The organism is Streptomyces sp. DT2A-34 (genome assembly GCF_030499515.1).
Taxonomy (GTDB): Bacteria; Actinomycetota; Actinomycetes; order Streptomycetales; family Streptomycetaceae; genus Streptomyces.
Genome location: NZ_JASTWJ010000001.1, coordinates 3073040 through 3093853, shown reverse-complemented (window position 1 = coordinate 3093853; position 20814 = coordinate 3073040). Strand labels below are relative to the sequence as shown.

Genomic DNA, 20814 nt, shown 5'->3' with positions numbered 1-20814 from the left:
TGACCGGAGCCTCACCGCGACCGGCGCAGCACCAGCACCGCGTTGTGCCCTCCGAACCCGAACGAGTTGCTGAGCGCCAGGTCCCCGTCCTCCGGCAACGCCCGCGGCGCTCCCGTCACCACATCCAGGTCGATCGCGTCGTCCACCTCCCGGCACCCCACCGTCGGCGGCACCACCCCGTGATGCAGCGTCAGTACGGCGGCGACGGCCTCGACCCCGCCCGCGGCCCCCTGCAGATGCCCGAGGTGCCCCTTGAGCGCGGTGACCGGTACGGACCGTCGCCCCAGCACCGCCCGCAGCGCACCCGCCTCCGCGAGGTCGCCCTCGACCGTGGCCGTGGCATGGGCGTTCACGTGGACGACGTCCCCGACGCGGCCTCCGGCGTCCCGCAGGGCCCGTCGCAGGGCGAGCGCGATGCCGTTGCCGGACGGGTCGGGGGCGGCCATGTGGTGGGCGTCGGCGGAGAGTCCCCAGCCCGCGGCCTCGCAGTAGATCCGCGCTCCCCGGGCCCGCGCGTGCTCCTCGGCCTCCAGTACGAGGACCCCGGCGCCCTCGCCGTTGACGAACCCGCCCCGGTCCTTGGCGAAGGGCCGCGACGGCGAGCCGTCGGCGGGGTCCCCGTCGGCCAGGGCCCGCATCGCCGCGAAGGACGCCATGATCGCCGGCGTGACGACGGCCTCGGCGCCGCCCGCCAGAGCGACGTCGATCCGCCCGTACCGTATGCGGTCGATCGCCTGCCCTATGGCCTCGGTCCCCGACGCGCACGCGCTCGTCACGGTGCGGGCCTCGCCGGTGATGTGCAGATCGAGCGAGACCTGGGAGGCGGCCTGCGAGGGCACGGTCATGGGAGTGGTGAGCGGCGAGACGGCCCGGGGCCCCTTCTCCCGCAGCTGCCGGTCCCCGCCCACGAGCACGGACGCGTCGCCGAGGATGGCCCCGAGACTCACCCCCACCCGCTCCGGATCGATCCCGCTCTCCCGGGTACCGCCCGCCACGAACCCGGCGTCGGACCACGCCTCCCGGGCGGCCAGCACCCCGAACTGGGCGGCCCGGTTCATCCGCCGGGCAACGGGCCGGGGCAGCAGCTCACCGGGATCCACGGGTACGACCCCGGCGACCCGCACGGGCAACCCGTCGAACTCGGGATCCGCCAACTCCCGTATTCCGTGGCGCCTGTCGAGCAGTCCCTGCCACAACGCGCCGGCCCCGACGCCCAGTGGCGTGACCGCCCCGAGCCCGGTCACGACGACTCTGCGCGGTGCGGACGCGGTGGACTCGCTCATCCGGGCATGCCCCCTCTGGTTGTTGAAGGGGAAACATGCCCAGATTCCTCAGGTCCTGCACGTCCGTTCGACGCGCCGTCTCAGGTCAGCTGCGAGGCGACGAACGCGAGCAACTCCTCTTTCCGCTGCTGGAGATAGAAGTGGCCGCCCTCGAAGACCCGGAGGTCCAGCCCCCTCGTCGTGACGTCCGACCAGGACTTGAGGTCCTCGACCGTGCACACGGGGTCGCGGTCGCCACCGCACACCGTGACCGGCACTTCCAGCCGGTGCAGGTGAGCCGGACGGTACTTGGCGAGGAGCCCGAAGTCCGCGCGCAGCGCCGGCATGATCACGGGCCGCAGTTCGGGGTGGTCGTAGAGGCCGGCGCCCTCGGGGTCCAGCAGACGGACGCGGTCCAGGACCTCGGTGTCGGTCGGGACCGGGCCGGGTGCCTCCTCCTGCGGGACGCGGGGCCTGTGCCGGCCCGACACGACCAGGTGGGTGAGGGTGCGTCCGGGGTCGTCCTCCAGACGGCGGGCCACCTCGTACGCCACCGACGAACCCATGCTGTGGCCGAAGAGGGCCAACGGCAGGTCACCGGTCAGTTCGTGCCGCAGGGCCGTCGTGATCGTGTCCGCCAGCTCCTCCATCGTGCTCGCACACGGGTCGTACAGGCGGTCCTGGCGGCCGGGGTACTGCACCGCCACGACCTCGATCTCCGGTGGGGCGAGCGCGGCCCAGTCATGGAAGGCCACCGCCGCTCCGCCCGCATGCGGGAAGCACAGCAGGCGGATCCTCGCGCCGGGCGCGCTCATGCCCCGGAACCACAGGGTCCTGATGTCCGGGATGTTCACGACTCCGCCTCGAATTCGGCGAGGAGGGCGTCGAGGGCGCCGTCCTCGCCACCGTTCCGCTTCATCTCGCAGATGCTGATCGTCATGTCCTTCAGTGTGATCGGTTCGAGGAACAGCTGGATCGGCACGTCGATGCCCAGCTCGTCGCGGAGCCTGCCGGCGAGGTGAACGGCCGTCAGTGAGTCGCCGCCCGCCTCGAAGTACGTCTGCGCGAGATCGGCGGCACTGTTCAGATCCAGCGCCTCGATCACCAGCTCGGTCACTTTGTCCCCGAGTTCGTCCTGCGGGGCGGGTGCCGTGGCGCCGGGCGCCGCCTCCACCCGCGGCTCCTGCGCCGCGGGCCCGATCAGCGTCAGCGCGCCGTAGCTCTCGCCCGCGAACGGGTACGTCGGGATCCGCGCGCGCCGTACGTCGCCGTCCAGGGCCGGCCACGTGACCTGCTCACCCTTCAGCCAGGCCTCGCCGAGAGGGTCGGTCGTCGTGTCCCGGCGGCCCTCGGCCAATGCCGTGAGCCTGTCGGCCGCCTCCCCTCGTGTGCCGGCCACGACATAGGCGCGTACGGGCATCGGGACCCGGCCCGTGCGCAGGGTGTGCGCGACGGCGGCCAAGGAGGGGGCGTCCGGCGTGCGCAGCGCCGAGGCCAACCGCTCCGCCGCGGCGGCCAGTTGCGGCTCGGTCCGGGCCGACAGCGGCAGGACCAGCGGTCGTACGGCGTCGTCCGCCGGAGCCGGTCGCGCCGGTGCCTCCTGCACCACCACATGCACGTTCGTGCCGCCGATGCCCACCGACGTCACGCCCGCCAGCCGGGGCAGGCCCGCACGGCTCGGCCACTCCTCGGTCTCGGTCACCAGCCGCAGCGGTGACCCCCGCAGGGCGGCGACCGGGCTCGTGACGTCCACCGTCGGGGCCAGCGTCGCGTGCTCCAGCATCAGGATCGTCTTGATCAGCGCCGCCGCCCCGGCCGCCGCGTCCGCGTGCCCGATGTTCGACTTCACCGAGCCGAGGCCGATGCCCGCCCCGCCCGCGAAGGCCGCGCTCGCCGCCTCCAGCTCGATCCGGTCCCCGAGTTCGGTCCCCGTCCCGTGTGCCTCCACGTACTGCGCCGCCGACGGCTCCAGGCCCGCCGCCGCCCACGCCTCCGTGATCGCGGCCGACTGCCGGTCCACCCCCGGAGCGGTGAAACCGACCTTGCCGGAACCGTCGTTGGTGACCGCCGTACCCCGGATCACCGCGCGCACCGGGTCACCGTCGGCCAGCGCGTCCTGAAGCCGGCGCAGCACCAGCACGCCCACGCCGCTGCCGGGCACCGTGCCGGCCGCCTTCTCGTCGAAGGGGCGGCAACGGCCGTCGGGGGAGAAGATCCCGCCCTGATAGTGGACGTAGCCCTGCTTGCGCACGCTGCCGATGGCCACGCCGCCCGCGAGGGCCATGTCGCACTCGCCGAGGAGGAGCGCCTGGACGGCCAGGTGGACCGCCGTCAGCGACGTCGAGCAGGCCGTCTGGACCGTCATGCTGGGGCCCTCCAGGCCCAGCCGGTAGGAGATCCAGGGCGCCAGGAACTCGCGGTCGGTGAGGATACGGACCTGCAGGGCCCCGATCGACGCCGCGAGCGCCGGGTCGGTGCCCGCCGCCAGCGCGTGTTCCGTGGGGCTGCCGCCCACGTACACGCCGGTGCGAGGCGGGCCCGCCGCGGCAGCGGCAGATGGTGCAGTCAGCGGGGCGCGTCCCGCGTCCTCCAGGGCGGACCACGCCGTCTCCAGCAGCACGCGGTGCTGCGGGTCCAGCGCCGCCGCCTCCGTGCGGTTGAAGCCGAAGAGGTCCGCCTCGAAGCGGTCGGCGTCGGGGAGGCGGCCCTGGGCGCGGACGTACGCGGGACTGCTCAGCTCCGCCGCGTCCGCTCCGTCGGCCAGCAGCTCCTTCTCGGTGAAGGTGGAGAGGGTGCAGACACCGTCGCGCAGGTTGGCCCAGTACGTGTCGAGGTCGGGGGCGCCGGGGAAGCGTCCGCTCATCCCCACGACGGCCACCGCGGACTCAAGGTCGTGCGGTGCGGCTTCCTCGGTCGTCATCGCGTCGTGCCTTTCCTGGAACGGAGTTTCTGCATGGCTGCCTGGCGTTGCCGGCGATCGCCGCCGCGCCGGGCCGCCTCCTCGTGGCGTGCGGGCTCCTCGGCCGAGCGGTCGAGATGGGCCGCCACGGCGGCGACCGTCGGGTGCCGGAAGAGGTCGATCAGGGTGAGGTCCCGGTACTCCGGGTGTTCCTGGAGCGCCGCCAGCACGGCCAGCAGCCGTACCGAATTGCCGCCCAGGTCGAAGAAGTTGTCGTGGACGCCGACCCGGTCCAGGGTCAGCACCCGCTGCCAGACCCGGGCCACGCGTCGCTCGGCCTCGGTGCTCGGGGCGGCGTACGACTCCGTCAACTCGGGGCGCGACGAGGGGGGTTCGGGCAGCCGGGCCCGGTCGATCTTTCCGGAGCGGTTCAGGGGCAGGTCCGGCAGGCGTACGAAGACCTCCGGGACCATGTAGCCGGGGAGCCGTCGGGTGAGGAGGGCGCGCAGGGCCTTGTCCGAGGGGCCCGTGTCCGTGTCCGGGCCCGTCTCGGCGCCCTTCCCGACCACATACGCCACGAGCCGCTGCTCGGCCCCCTCCCCGCGTACCGCCGCCGCGGCGACCGTGACGTCGGGATGGCCCGCCAACAGCGCCTCGATCTCGCCCAGTTCGATGCGGTAGCCGCGTAGCTTCACCTGGGAGTCGCCGCGGCCGAGATAGTGCAGCACGCCGTGCGCGTCGATGCGGCACAGGTCCCCGGTGCGGTACATCCGGCTGCCGGGCGGCCCGTACGGGTCGGCGACGAAGCGCTCGGCGGTCATGCCGGGCCGGCCGAAGTAGCCGCGGGCCAGAGAGGCGCCGGCGACGTAGAGCTCGCCCGTCACGCCGACCGGGACGGGGCGCAGGCGCCGGTCCAGGACGTAGGCGCGGGTGCCGGGGACGGCGTTGCCGATCACCACCGGTTCGCCCGGGCGCAGATCGGCGGTGGTGGAGTACACCGTGGCCTCGCTGGGGCCGTACGCGTTGACGATCCGGCGGCCCTCCTCGGCGAGCCGCTCGACCAGTTCGGCCGGGCAGGCCTCGCCGCCGACCGCGAGCGTGCGCAGCTCGGGCAGGGCGCCCGGGGCGCGGGGCAGGGTCATCGCGGCGGACGGCGGCAGGAACACGTAGGTGATGCGGGAGTCCCGCAACCGCGCCTGGAGCGCCTCGCCCAGCCGCTCGTCCTCCCGCGCGATGTGCAGCTCCGCGCCCGCGACCCAGGGGAAGAACAGGTCGGACACGGCCACGTCGAAGCCGAACGACACGAACTGCAGGACGCGGTCCGTCTCGGTCACCGGGAACACGGGGCGGACGTTCACGGCGAGGTTGAGCAGGGCGCGGTGCTCGACGGCGACGCCCTTGGGGACGCCGGTGGAGCCGGAGGTGTAGAGGACGTAGGCGAGGTCGTGGGGGGCGCATGCCACGGGGGCGGGCGGAGGCACCTCGTCCGTGGTCTCGTCCACGCGTAGTTCCGGGACGTCCGTCGTCGTCAGGCCTGTCGTCCCTTCTGCCGTCAGGAGCAGGGACGTGCCCGAGTTGTTCACCATGTAGGCCAGGCGGGCGGCCGGATGCGCCGGGTCCAGGGGTACGTAGGCGCCGCCCGCACGCAGCACCGCGAGGGCGGCGACGCCCATGTCGGCGCCGCGGGGTAGGAGCAGGCCGACCCGGTCTCCGCGTCGGACGCCGCGTGCCTGTAGGTGGGCTGCGAGGGTGTCGGCGCGCTTCAGTAGTTCGCGGTATGTGAGGCGCAGGTCGCCGCAGACCAGGGCGGTGGCTTCCGGTTGTTCGGCGGCTCGGTCCGCCACGAGATCGGGTACCAAGTGCGCCGCAGGGGGTGCCACACTGTGTCGTCGGGCGTCTGCGGGTTTGTTGTGGCTGGTCGCGCCCCGCGGCGGAGCCGCATATTGATACAGCCCCGCGCCCCTGGGGGGCGCTGCCGTGCCCTGGGTCACGAGCCACTCGTGTTCGTCCGGCGGGAGCATGTCGATGGCCGACACCGGGGCCTCCGGGCTGTCCAGCAGCCCCTCCAGCAGTGTCTCGAAGCACCGCACCCACCGCCGTACCGTCTCCGACTCGAACAGGGCGCTGCGGTGGATCAGGTACGCGGCGAGATCCTCGCCCCACCGCTCCACCTGGAGATGGAAGTCGAACTTCGCGGTGTCCAGCGGTACATGGACCCGCTCGACCTCGGCGCCGGCCAGCCGCAGCGTCAGCTCGGTGTCGTCGTCGTAGCCGAACATCACCTGGACGACCGGGTCGTGGCTGATCTCGCGGGCCGGGGCGACCGCGTTCACGACCGCCTCGAAGGGGGCGTCCTGGTACGGCTGGGAGTCCAGCAGCGCGGTGCGCAGACGGGCGATGAGGTCGTGGTACGAGGGGTCGCCGGACAGGTCGACGCGCAGGGCCAGGGTGTTGGTCAGCATGCCGACCATGTCCTGGAGTTCGGGGCGGTCCCGGCCGGAGACGGGGAAGCCGATCACCAGGTCCTCGGAGCCCGACAGCCGGCTCACGAACGCGGCGTACGCGGCGAACACCGCCATGAACGGCGTACCGCCGCGTGCTCCGGCCGTCTCGGCGAGCCGTTCACGGAGCCGGGCCGACAGCGTGAAGCGTTCGGTGCCGCCCGCCGCCGAACGGACCGCCCCACGCGGCCGGTCCAGCGGCAGCGCGACCGTCCCGGGAGCCCCGCGCAGCAGCCCGGCCCAGTGCGCGACCGAGTCGGCGTACTCGCCCGCCGCCTGCCGCTCCCGCTGCCAGGCCGCGAAGTCCGGGAACTGCAGCGGGAGTTCGGGCAGCGTGTGGCGCAGGCCCTTGGTCTCGTTCTCGTACCCGGCCGACAGCTCGCGCAGCAGCACGCCCAGCGACCAGCCGTCGCAGACCAGGTGGTGGGCGACGAGCAGGATGCGGTGGCTGCCGTCGTCCACGGCGTACAGCGTGCAGCGCAGCAGCGGGCCGGACGTCACGTCGAAGGGGCGGGCGGCCTCCGCGCGCATCCGCGCGTCCACCTCGGACGAGGGTACGTCGCGCTCCACGCGCGGCTCGGCCCTCCCCGTGGCGGACACGATCTGCAGCGGCACCCCGTCGGGGCCGGTGCGGAACACCGTGCGCAGCGACTCGTGCCGGGCGACGAGCGCGTCCACGGCCCGGCCGAAGGCGGTCACGTCGAACGGCCCGCGCACGGCGAACGCGGCCGGCACGTGGTAGGTCGGGCTGCCCGGGTCCATGTGGTCCAGGACGAGCAGCCGGGCCTGCGCGTCCGAGGTCGGGAACTCGTACTCCTCGCCATCGCCGGGAGCCTCCTCGTGCTCCCCGACGGTCCCTGTGTCGTCAGCGTCCATCTGTCTGTGCTCCGTCCCCCGTGCGATCCCTTGCCAGTACGTCCTCCACGGCCGCGGCGATCTCGCCGACCGGCCCCGGGGTGAGCACATCGCTGTGCTCGCAGTCCAGTTCGTGTACGTCCACCCCGGCCGAGCAGGCCTGCCACGCGGCGTTCTTCCGCGCGGTCGTCGCCTCCGAGGCGCGGGTGGCCGAGAAGAGGGTCACCCGGCCGTCGTACGGCGACGGCTGCCAGGCGCGGGCCATCTCGATGTACCGCTCCATGGCGGCGACCAGGGTGTCGAGGCGCTGTTCGGCGAGGTCGGCGAAGAGCGCGCTGTGCGCGTGGACGCGTGCGACGACCTTGGCCCGCTCCAGCGGCCCGGCGCCGGCCGCGACCCCGGGCAGCGCGTTGCGCAGCAGGTTGCCCAGTGCCACCTGCTCCACGACCGCCGGGTCCAGCGGCACCCGCGCGACCTCGGGCGGCTTCGGCATCGAGTCCAGCACGGCGACGAGCGCGACCTCCTCGCCGGCCGCGCGCAACCGCACCGCCAGCTCATGGGCGAACGGCCCGCCGAAGGAGCGGCCCAGCAGCAGATACGGCCCGTGCGGTCGCACCGCCCGGATGCGCGGCAGATATCTCTCGGCCAACTCGCCGAGCGTGTCCGGCAGTTGCTCGCCGTGCAGCACCGGTGTCTGCAGGGCGTACACCGGTCTGCCGGGGGCGAGGTGCGGCAGCAGCGCCGCGTATCCCCAGCCGAGCCCCAGCCCCGGGTGGAGGCAGAACAGCGGGGGCAGATCGCCCTCGCGGCGCAGGGCGAGCAGCGGGGCGTACGCGTCCTCGTCGCCCTTGCCGTGGTCGTGGTCCACCTGTCCGGTGGCCAGGCGCGCGGCGAGCGCGGCCGGCGTCGGCGCCTCGAACAGCGTGGCCGGCGACACCTGGGTCCCGAGCTCGGCGTGGATCGCCGCGGTCAGCCGCAGGGCGAGCAGCGAGTGGCCGCCGTACGCGAAGAAGTCGGCGTGGGGGCCGACCGCCTCGACCCCGAGCACCTGGGCGAACAGCGCGCACAGCAGCTGCTCGCGTCCCGGCCGCGCGATCCGTCCGTGGCTCGGCCGGACCCGCTGCGGCCCGGGTTCGGGCAGTGCGGCCCGGTCGACCTTGCCGTGCGCGGTCAGCGGTACGGCGTCGAGGGCGGCCCACGCCGACGGCATCAGATGCGCCGGCAGCGTGCGCGCCGCATGCTCCCGTACGAGACCCAGGTCGCCGCCCACGACATACGCGACGAGCCTCTTGCCGCCGTCCGGCCCCGGGCGCGCGGCCACCACGGCCCGCTCCACGCCCGGGCAGGCGGCCAGGGCGGCCTCCACCTCGCCGGGCTCGATCCGAAAGCCCCGTACCTTGACCTGGTCGTCGCTCCGGCCGATGAACCGCAGCTCGCCGCCCGGGAGCTGCCGCACCAGATCGCCCGTGCGGTACATCCGGGCGCCGGGCGGCCCGTAGGGGTCGGCGACGAAGCGCTCGGCGGTCTGGCCCGGACGGTTCAGGTATCCGCGGGCGAGCCCGGAGCCGGCGACGTACAACTCGCCTGCCGTTCCGGCCGGTACGGGGCGCAGGAGGTGGTCGAGGACGTAGGCGCGGGTGTTGTCCAGGGGGCGTCCGACGGGCACGGACGCGCCGACGTCACGGGTGACCCGGTGGGCCGTGGCGAACACGGTCGTCTCGGTGGGCCCGTAGCCGTTGACGACCCGAGTGCCGGGGCAGTGCTCGCGCACCCGCCGGACCGCCTCGGGCGCGAGGACGTCCCCGCCCGCCCACACCTCCCGCACGGTGCCGAGCGCCTCGGGCGCGATCTCCGCGACCGCGCGCAGGAGTTCGGCTGTGAGCCACAGGGCGGTGACGCGCGTTTCGGGCAGCAGCCGCTTCAGCAGGTCGGGGGCGGCGGGGCCGGGCGGGGCGAGCACGACCGTGCCGCCGTTCAGCAGCGGCACCCAGGTCTCGTAGGTCGCGGCGTCGAAGGTGTGCGGGCTGTGGAGCAGCACCCGCTCGTGCGCGCCGCCCGCGAAGAGGGTGTCGGCGGCGAGTTCGACGACGGCCCGGTGCGGGGTGAGGATGCCCTTGGGTTCGCCGGTCGAGCCGGAGGTGTACATCACGTAGGCGGCGGATTCCGGGCGCACGGCCACCGTCGGCGGCGCGCCGGTGTCGGCGCCCTCCGGGCCCAACGACCGTATTCCTTCCGGTAGTTGCACATGGGCCGTCGTGATGGCCACCCGTGCACCAGCCTGCCCCATCAGCGCCGCCGCCCGCCCCGCCGGAGCCGCCGGATCCAGCGGCAGACAGCACGCACCCACCTTCAGCACCGCCAGCTGTGCGACGACCAGTGACACGGACCGGGCCAGCGGCAGCGCCACCGTGTCGCCGGGCCGCACCCCCGCCTCCCACAGCCGCCCCGCCAGCCGGTCGGACGCCGCGTCGAGACCGCCGTACGTCAGCACCTCACCGTCCGCCTCGACGGCCGGCGCGTCGGGGGTACGGGCCGCCTGCTCGGCGAAGCGCCCGGGGATGCTCAGCGGTCCCGCTACCGGACGTACCGGCCCCTCGGCCAGGGTGAGCAGCTGTCGCCGCTCCTCCTGCGGGAGGACGTCGAGCCGGTCGGCCGGTGTGGCGTGCGCGTACGTCAGCGCCTCGAAGGCGCGTGCCAGGCGGGCGCCGACCGTGGCCGCGGAGATGCCCCGGCGGCAGCTGATCCGCAGCAGCATCCGCTCCCCGGCGACGACGGCGACCGTCACCGGGTAGTGGGTCGCGTCCCGCGTCTCGACGAGTTCGACGCCCGCGGTGGGCCCCTGGGCGCGCGGGAAGTTCTCGAACGCCAGGACCGTGTCGAAGAGTTCGCCCGCTCCGGCCGCCCGCTGCACCTGCGACAGCCGTACATGGTGATACGGCGCCAGCCGCGGCTGCTCGCTCTGGACGCGGGCCAGCAGCTCGTCGACGCCCTCACCGCGGCGCAGCCGGATCCGCACCGGCAGCGTGTTGATGAACAGGCCCACCATCCGCTCGACCCCGGGCAGATCGTGCGGCCGCCCGGAGACGACCGCGCCGAACACCAGGTCCTCGGCACCGGTCAACCGGGCCAGCGCCAGGGCCCAGGCGGTCTGCGCCACGGTGTTGACGGTGACGCCCGCGTCCGCGGCACGCCGGGTGATCGCCGCCGTCAGCTCGGGCGTCAGCTCCACGTCGACCGTGTCCTCGGCCCCGTCCGGCCCGTCCGGCCCCTCCGGCACGGTTGAGGGGAGCAGCGCGGGCCGCGACAGCCCGTCCAGCGCCTCGCGCCAGGCGGTCTGGGCCCGTGCCTGGTCCTGGCCGTTCAGCCAGACCAGGTACTGCTTGAAGGGCACGGCGGGCGGCAGCGCGGCGGTACCTGTCGTCAGCGCCTCCAGATCCCGCGCGAGCAACGGCAGCGACCAGCCGTCCAGCAGGATGTGATGGAGCGTCAGAAGCAGCGCGGCGCCCGCGTCGTGCCGGACCAGCGTGGCCCGTACCAGCGGGCGCCGGGCCAGGTCGAAGCGGCGGCCCCGGTCCTCGGCCATGAGGCGCGCGAACTCCGCCTCCGTCTCGTCCGGCGTGCGGCCCGTGCAGTCGGTCTCCGTCCACGGCACCTTCACCGAGCGCGGGATCACCTGCACCGGCCGGTCGACATGCGCGTGCCGAAACCGCGCCCGCAGATTCGGGTGCCGCTCCAGCAGCGCCGTCACCCCGGCCCGCACGGCCTCGGCCGTGATGCCGGGGGCGATCCGGAAACGGGCCTGCACCAGATACGGGTCGGGGCGGTCCGGGTCGCGCAGGGCGTGGAAGAGCAGGCCCTCCTGGGCGGGGGAGAGCGGCAGTACGTCGGCGATGCGGTCGCCCATCAGTCGTTCCCCTCTTCGCCCTCGTCGTCCTCGTCGTCCCAGTCCTCGAACTCCAGGTCGTCCTCCAGCAGGGCGAGCTGATCCGACGACAGGTCGACCAGGGGGAAGTCGGAGCTGGTGTGGCCGCCGGCGCCGTCCCTGCGGGCGTGCTCGACCAGCACCTCGATCGCCTCGCACCACAGCCGGGCCAGCTCCCTCACCTCGTCCTCGCCGAGCACCCCGCGCGCGTACGAGAACCCGGCGCTCAGACCCAGCCGCCCGCCGTCCCGCTCCAGGACCAGCGCGTCCACCTCCACCGCATGGCCGAGCGGCAGCGCCTCCGCGGCCATGCCGAGCAGCTCCCCGTCGGCCGTGTCGCCGCCGGAGAACCGGCCCAGGTAGTTGAAGCGCAGGTCCGGGACGGGCAGCGCGGCCAGCTTCGGGGCCGTGTCCGGGTTGAGGTGGCGCAGCAGGCCCCAGCCGAGCCCGCCCGACGGGACCGCCCGCAGCTGCTCCTTGACCCGCTTGAGCGCCGCACCGGCCGCGTCCCGCGCGGGCTGCCAGAACTCCGGACCGAGCGCGCCGCCCGCGTCCAGCCGGACCGGGTACTGGGTGGTGAACCAGCCGACGGTGCGGGAGATGTCGGCGGGCTCGGAGAGCGCCTCGCGGCCGTGGCCCTCCAGGTGGACCAGCAGGCCGGTGACCGTCGCAGGGGCCTCGCCCCGCCGCCGTACCGCCGCCGCGGCCAGCGCCGTCAGCAGCACGGCGTCCGGGCCGCAGTGGAAGGCCGCGGTCACCTCGGACAGGACCGCCTCGGTGACCTCGGGGGTCAGCTCGACGGTGAGCACGGCACGGCTCGCCCCGACACCCCGCCCGCCCGCGATCCGCGCGTCCGGGCCGCTCAGCATCCGCTCCCACCAGGCGGCCTCCGTATCGGCCGCCCCGGGCCTGACCGCCTCCCGCGCCAGCAGCCGCGCCCAGCGCGCGAAGGACGTGCCCGGGCTCTGCGGCAGCCGCTCCCCGGCCAGCCCGGCCGCCAGGTCGGGACCCAGCAGCCGCCAGGACACCCCGTCCACCGCCAGATGGTGCACCGTCAGCAACAGCAGCCCCGGCCCGCCGGAGGCCGGGTCGAGCCAGGTGGCCCGCAGCATCTCCCCCTTCTCCGGGTCGAGCCGCACCGACGCCGCCCACTCCTCGGCCGCCGCCCGCGGATCGGCGCCGACGGGCACCTCGACGCGCTCCACCGACCCACCGGGGACGCCCTCGGGGATCTCCAGCTCCCCGTCCACCAGGCGCATCCGCAGCACACCGTGCCGCTCGACCAGCCCGCGCACCGCCGCCTCGACACGCTCCGGGCCGGCGTCCCGCGGTACCGGGAACACCATCGACTGCGTGAACGCGGCCGGGTCCCCGGCCTGTTCGCGCCACCACCGCATGACGGGCGTGAGCGGGAACCGCCCCGTGCCGGTGTCCTCGCCGACGCCGGGGTCCGCCGCCTCCCGTGCCGTCAGCGCGAGCACGGCAGGCGTACGGGCCGTGAAGACGTCACGCGGCACGATGCCGAGCCCCGCCCCCGAGGCCCGCCCCGCCAGCTGGATCGCCATGATGCTGTCGCCGCCCAGCCGGAAGAAGTCGTCGTCGGCGCCGACCCGTTCGACGCCGAGCACCTCCTCGAACAGGGCGCACAGGGTGACTTCGCGGGCACCCTGCGGGGCCCGTCCCGAGCCGTTCGGCCGGCTGCCCGGGGCGGGCAGAGCGGCCCGGTCCAGCTTGCCGTTGGCCGCCAGCGGCAGCTCGTCCAGCACCACCACGTCGGACGGCACCATGGCGGCGGGCAACCGCCCGGCGGCGTACGCGAGCAGCGCGTCCGGTGCCGGGACGCCCTCGTCGCCGCCCACGACGTAGGCGACGAGCCGTGGCCTGCCCGGCCGGTCCTCCCGTACGACGACGACCGCCTGCCCGACCGAGGGATGCCCGGTGAGGACGGCCGCGATCTCGCCCGGCTCGATGCGCAGGCCGCGGATCTTCACCTGGTCGTCGGAGCGGCCCAGATACTCCAGCTGCCCGTCGTCCCGGCGGCGGGCCAGGTCCCCGGTGCGGTACATGCGCTCGCCGGGCGGCCCGTACGGGTCGGCGACGAACCGCTCGGCGGTCGCCGCCGCCCGCCCCAGATAGCCGTACGCCACTCCCGGCCCCGCCAGATAGAGCTCGCCGCACACCCCGGGCGGCACGGGACGCAGCCGCCCGTCGAGGACGTACGCGCGCGTGCCCGGGAACGGGGCGCCGATGGGCGGCACCGTGCCGTCGCCGGTCAGCGGGCCGGAGACGGTGGCGCCGACCGTGAACTCGGTGGGCCCGTAGGCGTTGTGGAACCGGCGCCCGCCGACGGCCCAGCGGGCCACCAGATCCGGCGGGCACGCCTCCGCCCCCACGGCCAGCGACCGCAGCTCCGGGTACTCCCCGGCCGGCACCGTCGCCAGCACCGAGGGCGGCAGCAGCGCACAGCTGATCCGCCGCCCGGTCAGCACATCCGCGAGGTCCTGCCCGACGAGCGGGCCCCCCGGGGGTACGACCAGGGTGCCGCCGGACCCGAACGCCAGACACATCTTGCCCAGGGAGATGTCGAAGGCGGGCGAGCCGAGTTGCAGCACCCTGCTGTCCGGGGTCAGCGCCATGGTGTCCACGAGGCCCTGCGCGAGGGCGGCCAGGCCTGTGTGGGGTACGACGACGCCCTTGGGGCGCCCGGTGGAGCCGGAGGTATGGATGACGTAGGCGGGGGTTGCCGGGTTCGACTCAGCAGGGAGCGCTGGGGGCGCCCCATAGGGGCGCGGGGCTGTACTTGAATATGCGGCTCCGCCGCGCGGGCGCGACCAGCCACGATGGTGCGGCGGACGATCGACGGCATCAAGCGGCACGTCCAGCGTCCTGCTCAGTACCAGTGTGGGGACGCCCGTGTCCGGCAGCACCCCGGGCTCGCCGACCACGAGCAGCACCGGCGCCGCGTCGGCCAGCGCCAGCGAGATCCGCTCCGCCGGATAGTCGGGGTCGATCGGCAGATATGCCGCACCCGTGCGCTGTACCGCCAGCAACGCCACCGTCATGGCAGCCGTGCGGCCCAGCGCGAGGGCCACGACATCGCCGGGCCCCGCACCGTGCCGCGCGAGACGCGTGGCCAGCCGGTCGACCCGGTCGGTCAATTCGGCGTAGGTCAGCGCCAGCGACGCGGCCTCCAGCGCGGGCGCGTCGGGGTTGCGGGCCGCCTGCCTGGCGACCAGGTCGGGCAGGGTCAGCGGCTCGGGGGCGGGCCCGCCGGAGCTGAGCTCCGCCACTCGGCGCCGGTCGGACTCCGGCGTGAGCCCCACCTCGGCGAGCGGCACCTCAGGGTCGGCGGTGAAGCGCCGCAGCAGCTCCAGATACGCATCCGTCCAGTGCCGCACGGCATCCGCGCCGAAGAGGGCCGTACGGATCTCGAAACTGCCCTCCATCGTGCCGTCGTCGCAGTCACGGACGATGCCGACGAGGTCGTGCTCGCCACCGGTGTGGATGCGCTCGGGCTCGCTGAACTCCCGCAGCGCGGCCACGCTGCGCTGCTGGGTGAGGTGCATGAAGACCCACTGGAACAGCGGGGAGCGGCCTGCGCTGCGGTCCGGCGCGACCGCCGAGACGATCCGGCCCACGGGCACGTCGGAGTTGGCCATCAGCTCGGGGAAGTCCGCGGCGAACCGGGCCAGGACGTCGGCGAAGGAGTCCTCGGCCCGGATCCGCCAGCGGGTCGGGATGGCGTTCATGACGTACCCGATGACCCGCTCCAGCCCCTTGGCGGCCCGGTTGGCCGTCGGCGTGCCGAGCACCATGTCGTCGGCGCCGGTCAGGCGGTGGGCCAGCACCGCGAAGGCCGCCATCAGGACGACGTAGACGGAGGCGCCGCGCTCGCGGGCCAGCGCCCGTACGGCCCGGGCGGTCGGGGCGTCGACCCGGAAGGGGACCTGGGAGATGCCGTCCCCGGTCCCCGTACGGGTGCCGGGCACGGTGAGCGGCGCGGGCGGCTCCGCCAGATAACGGCGCCAGAAGTCCAGCCGTGCCTCGAAGACCCCGGCCTCCTCCAACTCGCCCTGCCAGGAGGCGAAGTCGGCGTACTGGACGAGCGGCCGGGTCAGGGCCGACGCGGTGCCGGCGCCGGTCGCGTGATGGGCCTCGGCGAACTCGGCCTGCAGGACGTCGAAGGACCACCAGTCGGCGATGACGTGGTGCAGGCCCAGCATCAGCGTGGTCCGCTTCTCGTCGACCGTGACCAGACGGGCCCGCATCAGCGGCCCCCCGCCCAGGTCGAAGGAGCGGCGCCGGAACGTCTCGAAGGCCTCGGCGATGGTGGTGCCGGTGCCGCGCAGGTCCTCCCGCTCCAGGACGAAGCGGTCCTCGGGCGGGAAGGTGAGGTGCAGCGCGCCCGGCTCACCGCCGATGCGTGCCCGCAGGATGTCGTGATGGGCCCGGACCTGCGTCAGCGCCGTCTCCAGGCGGCCCGGGTCGACGGGCTGGTCGAAGTGGTAGGCGCTGCACAGGTTCAGCGCGGGCGTGCCGGGATACAGCGACTCGTACACCCACAGGTCCTGCTGCGCGGCACTGAGCCGCACCGGCCCGTCCCCGTCCCGTCGCGGTACGACCGCCGGGATCAGGCCCGACTGCCCGGACTCCACGAGCCGGCGCATCAGCCGGACGCGCTGTTCCCCGCTGAGCGCCCCGAACCGCTCGGCCATCGAGGCACCGCTCGCCCTGGCCGACCCCGTCACCCCCGTCACGCCCGTCATGCCACTTCCTCCTGCAGCTCGGCCAGCCGGTGCAGCCCGGCCAGCACCTCGTCGCGGCCGAGTCCGAAGTCCACGAAGCAGGCGACCTCGTCACAGCCCAGCTCGCGCAGATCGGCGAGCATCTTCCGGCAGGTCTCGGCGGAGCCGAGCAGGCTGCCCCAGGTCAGATAGCGGTGGAAGGCGAACTCGGCGAGCAGCGCGGTCTGTTCCTCGGTGAGCTGTGCCGTCGCCCGGTCGGCGGTGCGGTTGGCCGTGGTCTGCCGTACGTACGAGCGCAGATACCGCGTCAGCGGTACGCCGCTCAGGCGCCGCGCCTCCTCGTCGTCCGCGCCGACGAACGTGTGCGCCATCAGCGTCACCCGGCCGTGCGCGTCGGTGCCGCCCTGGTCGGGGGCGGCGGCGCAGGCCGCCCGATAGCGGGCGATCTTCTCGGCCAGCTCCTCCCGGCTCTGCCCGACCGTCGCCCCGAGCACCCCGGTGCGCAGGCTGCCGGCGGCCTCCCAGGTCGCGGGGTTGCCGGAGCTGGTGAGCCACAGAGGGAGGGTGTCCTGCACGGGGCGGGGCTGCGGCAGGACGGAGACGGAGGTGCCGGTGCCGTCGGTGAACTCGGCCGCCTCGCCCGCCCACAGCCGCCGCAGCAGCGGGATGTCCCGCAGGGTCTGCTCGCGGCGGCCCTCGTAGTGGTCCGGGGCCAGCACGAAGTCGGCGGAGTGCCAGCCCGTCGCCGCGGACAGCCCGATCCGGCCGTGCGAGAGGTTGTCCACGACGGCCCAGTCCTCGGCGATCCGCAGCGGATGGTGCAGCGGCAGGATCACGCTGCCCGCCCGGATGTTGATCCGCTCGGTGGCCACCGCGAGCGCCGCGCTGAGCACCGGCGGGCTCGGGAAGACCTGCCCGACCTGCTGGAAGTGCCGCTCGGGCGTCCAGATCGCGTGGAAGCCGAGCCGGTCCGCGGTACGGGCGACGGTGAGGATGTCGTCGTAGGCCTCGCTGTGCCGCGGCGCGGTGCCCCCGCCCGGGGTGTCGGCGGCGGGCGTGTCGGCGCCGAAGAACATCACGCTCAGGTCCATGGCACCTCCTTCTGACTGGTGTCGGTACGGCCGTCGCGGCCGGGCTGCCGCGGAACGCGCGGCCGACGCGGGATGGGCGCCGCAGCCGCGGGAGCCCGGGCCGGTGCCCGCTCCAGTTCGGCGGCGAGGGCGGCGACCGTGGGGGAGGTGAACAGCTGGGCGGCCGTCACCGTGCGCCCGGCGCCGGTGAGACGGGCCGCGACCCGGACCGCGCGCAGGGAGTTGCCGCCCAGCCGGAAGAAGTCGTCGTGCGGCCCGATGCGCTCGACGCCGAGGACGTCGGACCAGACGGCGGCGATCTCCCGGTGCAGCGCGGAGTCCGCCGGGGCGGCGGCGGCGCGAGCGGGGGTGGGGATCGCGTCCCGGGCCGCGTCCGCCCGCCGGGGAGGCGCGGGCAGCGGGAGCCGGGACAGCGGTACGTCCGGCTCGGCGGCCGCCGCCCGCAGCGCCTCGACGACCGCGTCCGCCAGCCATTGGACGAACTCCGGCTCCAGACACGAGGTCCGGTACTCGAAGACCAGCGTCATGCCGTCCGGCGCGCCCGCCGGCCCGTGGTCGTCGGTGACGTCGACCAGCAGCTCGAACCGCGCGGTGCCGGTGCGCAGCGGCTCCACACCGGCTTCGGCGCCGGGCAGCTCCACCTCGGCCCGGGCGTTGTTCTGCAACGCCAGCACCACCTCGGTGAACGGCTGCCGCCCCGGTGGCCGTACCGGATTGAGCGCGTCCACGACCTCCTCGAACGGCATGTCCTGGTGGGCGAAGGCGTTCAGCGCCGTCTCCCGGGTGCGCGCGAGCAGTTGCCGGGCGGTGGGGTCACCGGAGGCGTCTGTCCGCACCACCAGCATGTTGACGAAGAACCCGACGACGTCGTCGACCGTGCCGTCGTGCCCACGCCCGGCGATCGGCGACCCGACCGCGAGATCCTCACCCGCCCCGGCCCGCACCAGCGCGGCGGCGAGGGCGGCGTGCAGCGCCATGAACAGCGTGGCGCCCTGGACCCGCGCCGCCTCGACGATCCGCGCGTGCGCGCCCGCGTCCAGCCGCCGTACGACGGTGGCGGCGTCCCGACCCGGCACGGCGGGCCGCCCGGGACGACGGGGGAGCAGCGGTCCGCCGGCCGGCAGGTCGGCCAAGGCCTCGCGCCAGAAGGCGAGTTGGGCAGCGGCCAGGGACCCCGGATCGTCCGCCGAGCCCAGCCGCTCCCGCTGCCGGCGGGCGAAGTCGGCGTAGGGCACGGGCAGCGGGGCGAGCTCCGGCTCGGCACCGGCGCCGCGGGCGGCGTAGGCGCGGGACAGATCCCGGAAGAGCGGGGACAAAGACCAGCCGTCACCCGCGATGTGGTGCAGGACGAGCAGCAGGGCGTGTTCACCCGGCCGGTCCTGGACGCTGAACAGCACGGCATGCAGGGGGAGTTCGGCGGCGAGGTCGAACCGGTGCCGGGCGGCCGCGCTGACGGCCTGCGCCAACTCGCCCGAGCCGACCGTGACGTGCCGCAGCCGAGGCAGTGCCTCGGCGCCGCTCAGCACCCGCTGCCTCGGCTCGCCGTCGCGCTCCTCGAAGACGGTACGCAGCGCCGTCTGCCGTGCGGCCACGTCCCCGAGAGCGGCCCGAAGGGCCTCCGCGTCGACCTCACCGCGCAGCCGCACCAGCACGGGCAGGGTGTAGGCGGCACCCGCGTCGACCCGGTCCAGGAACCACAGCCGGCGCTGGGCGTACGACAGGGGCAGCACGTCCCCGTCCCGCACAGGCGCGGGAAGCTCGGCCCTCTCATCCCGCGCGGCCTTCTCCACGTACGGCACCAGCGCCGCCGGCGTCCGGCACTCGAACAGCGTCCGTACGCCGACCGGCGCGCCCAGCGTCAGCCGGATCCGGCCCAGCAGCCGCGCCACCATCAGCGAGTTGCCGCCGAGCGCGAAGAAGTCGTCCTCGGGACCGACCGACGCCACCCCCAGCACCTCGGAGAACAGCCCGCACAGCGCCTCCTCGACCGGCCCCGATGGCTGCCGTGCGGCTGCCGAGGCGAGGGAGCCGACGACCGGGCCGGGCTCGGGCAGGGCGGCGCGGTCCAGCTTGCCGTTGGCGGTGAGGGGCAGCGCGTCCAGCAGGACGAAGGCGGCCGGGACCAGGTAGTCGGCCAGCACGCGCGCGGCGTGCTCGCGCAACCGCTGTTCCGACAGCCCCCGGCGATGTCCGTCGCGCGGGACGACGTACGCGATCAGCCGCTGGTCACCCGAGACGTCGGGACGCGCGACGACAGCGGCCCGGACGACATCCGGGTGGCCGGCCAGGACCGTCTCCACCTCCCCGGGCTCCACCCGGAACCCGCGGATCTTCACCTGGGCGTCGGCCCGCCCCAGATACTCCAGCACCCCGTCCGCCCGCCGCCGCACCAGGTCACCGGTGCGGTACATCCGCTCACCGGCGGCCCCGTACAGGTCGGCCGCAAAACGCTCCGCGGTCAGCTCGGGCCGACCGCAGTAGCCGAGGGCGACCCCCGCCCCGGCGGCGTACAGCTCACCGGTCTCGCCGTCCGCGACGGGCCGCAGCCGCTCGTCGAGCACCCGGAGCCGTTTGCCGGCCAGCGGGCGGCCGATCGGCACCGGCCGTCCGTCCCGTACGTCCTCGGCGGTGACCGGATGGACGGTCAGGAAGACCATGCCCTCGACCGGTCCGTAGCCGTTGCTCAGCCTCAGCTCGGGGTACCGCTCCAGGGCGCGGGCCGCGTGCGCGGGCGACAACGGCTCGCCCCCGACGATCAGTTCGCTCACTTGGGCGAGGGCCCGCGGGTACTCGTCGACGATCACATGGAACAGGGAGGCGGAGAGGTAGAGCGAGGTGACGGCGTGCCGGTCGACCAGGCCGGCCATCACCACCGGGTCGGGGCGCTGCCCCGGGTGCAGAACACACAGGCCGCCGCCGAGCAGCGGCCCCCACAGCTCCAGCGCGAACGCGTCCCAGGACACGGGGGAGCACTGCAACCACACCGCGCCGGCTCCGAACGAGGCGAAGTCCTGCCCGGTCAGCGTCCCGGTGATCGCGGCATGGGAGGCGACGATGCCCTTCGGACGGCCGGTGGAGCCGGAGGTGAACATCACGCAGGCCGGGTCCTGCGGCCGTACGGTCACCGCGCCACGTTCGAGCGGCGGCGCCTCTTCCGCGTCCTCCACAGCGACCGACTCGGCCGCGATGCCGGTCGGTCGGGCCCCGCGCCGTGACACGACCACGGCGACGCCCGCGTCGGCCGCCATCCCCCGCAGCCGTTCCGCCGGAAAGTCCGGGTCGAGCATCACATATCCGGCACCGGCCTTGAGCGTGCCGAGCAGGGCGACCACCATCTCGGCGGACCGCTCCAGGTATACGCCCACCAGGGCCCCCGGCCGCACGCCGTGCCGCCGCAGCAGTCCGGCCAACCGGTCGGCCCACGCGTCGAGTTCGCCGTAGCTCAGCCGCTGCTCGCCGTGGACCAGCGCGGTCGCCGCCGGTGTCCGCCGAGCCTGTTCCCCGAAGAGTTCATGCACCCCGTGCAAAGCCCCCGTTGC

At 74.6% G+C, this 20814-nt stretch carries 7 protein-coding genes and 1 pseudogene; all 8 read right to left on the bottom strand.

Translation table 11 applies throughout. From position 1 onward, the window contains the following. Nucleotides 1-11: 11 nt before the first annotated feature. A pseudogene (locus QQM39_RS13325) lies at nt 12-1259 on the bottom strand (beta-ketoacyl synthase); the annotation flags it as partial. A gap of 104 nt (nt 1260-1363) precedes the next feature. Further along, nucleotides 1364-2116, bottom strand: a complete 753-nt coding sequence (locus tag QQM39_RS13320) for a thioesterase II family protein (protein ID WP_301996914.1) — start codon at nt 2114-2116, stop codon at nt 1364-1366. Next, nucleotides 2113-4182 (bottom strand): type I polyketide synthase, encoded by a 2070-nt coding sequence (locus tag QQM39_RS13315; protein ID WP_301996913.1) that lies wholly within the window; start codon nt 4180-4182, stop codon nt 2113-2115. Before QQM39_RS13315 ends, QQM39_RS13320 begins: the two co-directional genes overlap by 4 nt. Continuing rightward, nucleotides 4179-7538 (bottom strand): amino acid adenylation domain-containing protein, encoded by a 3360-nt coding sequence (locus tag QQM39_RS13310; protein ID WP_301996912.1) that lies wholly within the window; start codon nt 7536-7538, stop codon nt 4179-4181. The genes QQM39_RS13315 and QQM39_RS13310 overlap by 4 nt, the downstream gene beginning before the upstream one ends. After that, nucleotides 7528-11421, bottom strand: a complete 3894-nt coding sequence (locus tag QQM39_RS13305) for an amino acid adenylation domain-containing protein (protein WP_301996911.1) — start codon at nt 11419-11421, stop codon at nt 7528-7530. The genes QQM39_RS13310 and QQM39_RS13305 overlap by 11 nt, the downstream gene beginning before the upstream one ends. Beyond that, a complete protein-coding gene (locus tag QQM39_RS13300; protein ID WP_301996910.1) occupies nt 11421-16205 on the bottom strand; it encodes a non-ribosomal peptide synthetase in 4785 nt (1594 codons plus the stop codon). The genes QQM39_RS13305 and QQM39_RS13300 overlap by 1 nt, the downstream gene beginning before the upstream one ends. Further along, nucleotides 16202-17275 (bottom strand): MupA/Atu3671 family FMN-dependent luciferase-like monooxygenase, encoded by a 1074-nt coding sequence (locus QQM39_RS13295; protein WP_301996909.1) that lies wholly within the window; start codon nt 17273-17275, stop codon nt 16202-16204. The genes QQM39_RS13300 and QQM39_RS13295 overlap by 4 nt, the downstream gene beginning before the upstream one ends. Further along, nucleotides 17266-20793, bottom strand: coding sequence for an amino acid adenylation domain-containing protein (locus QQM39_RS13290; protein WP_302003574.1), 3528 nt, complete (start codon nt 20791-20793; stop codon nt 17266-17268). The genes QQM39_RS13295 and QQM39_RS13290 overlap by 10 nt, the downstream gene beginning before the upstream one ends. Nucleotides 20794-20814: the final 21 nt, after the last annotated feature.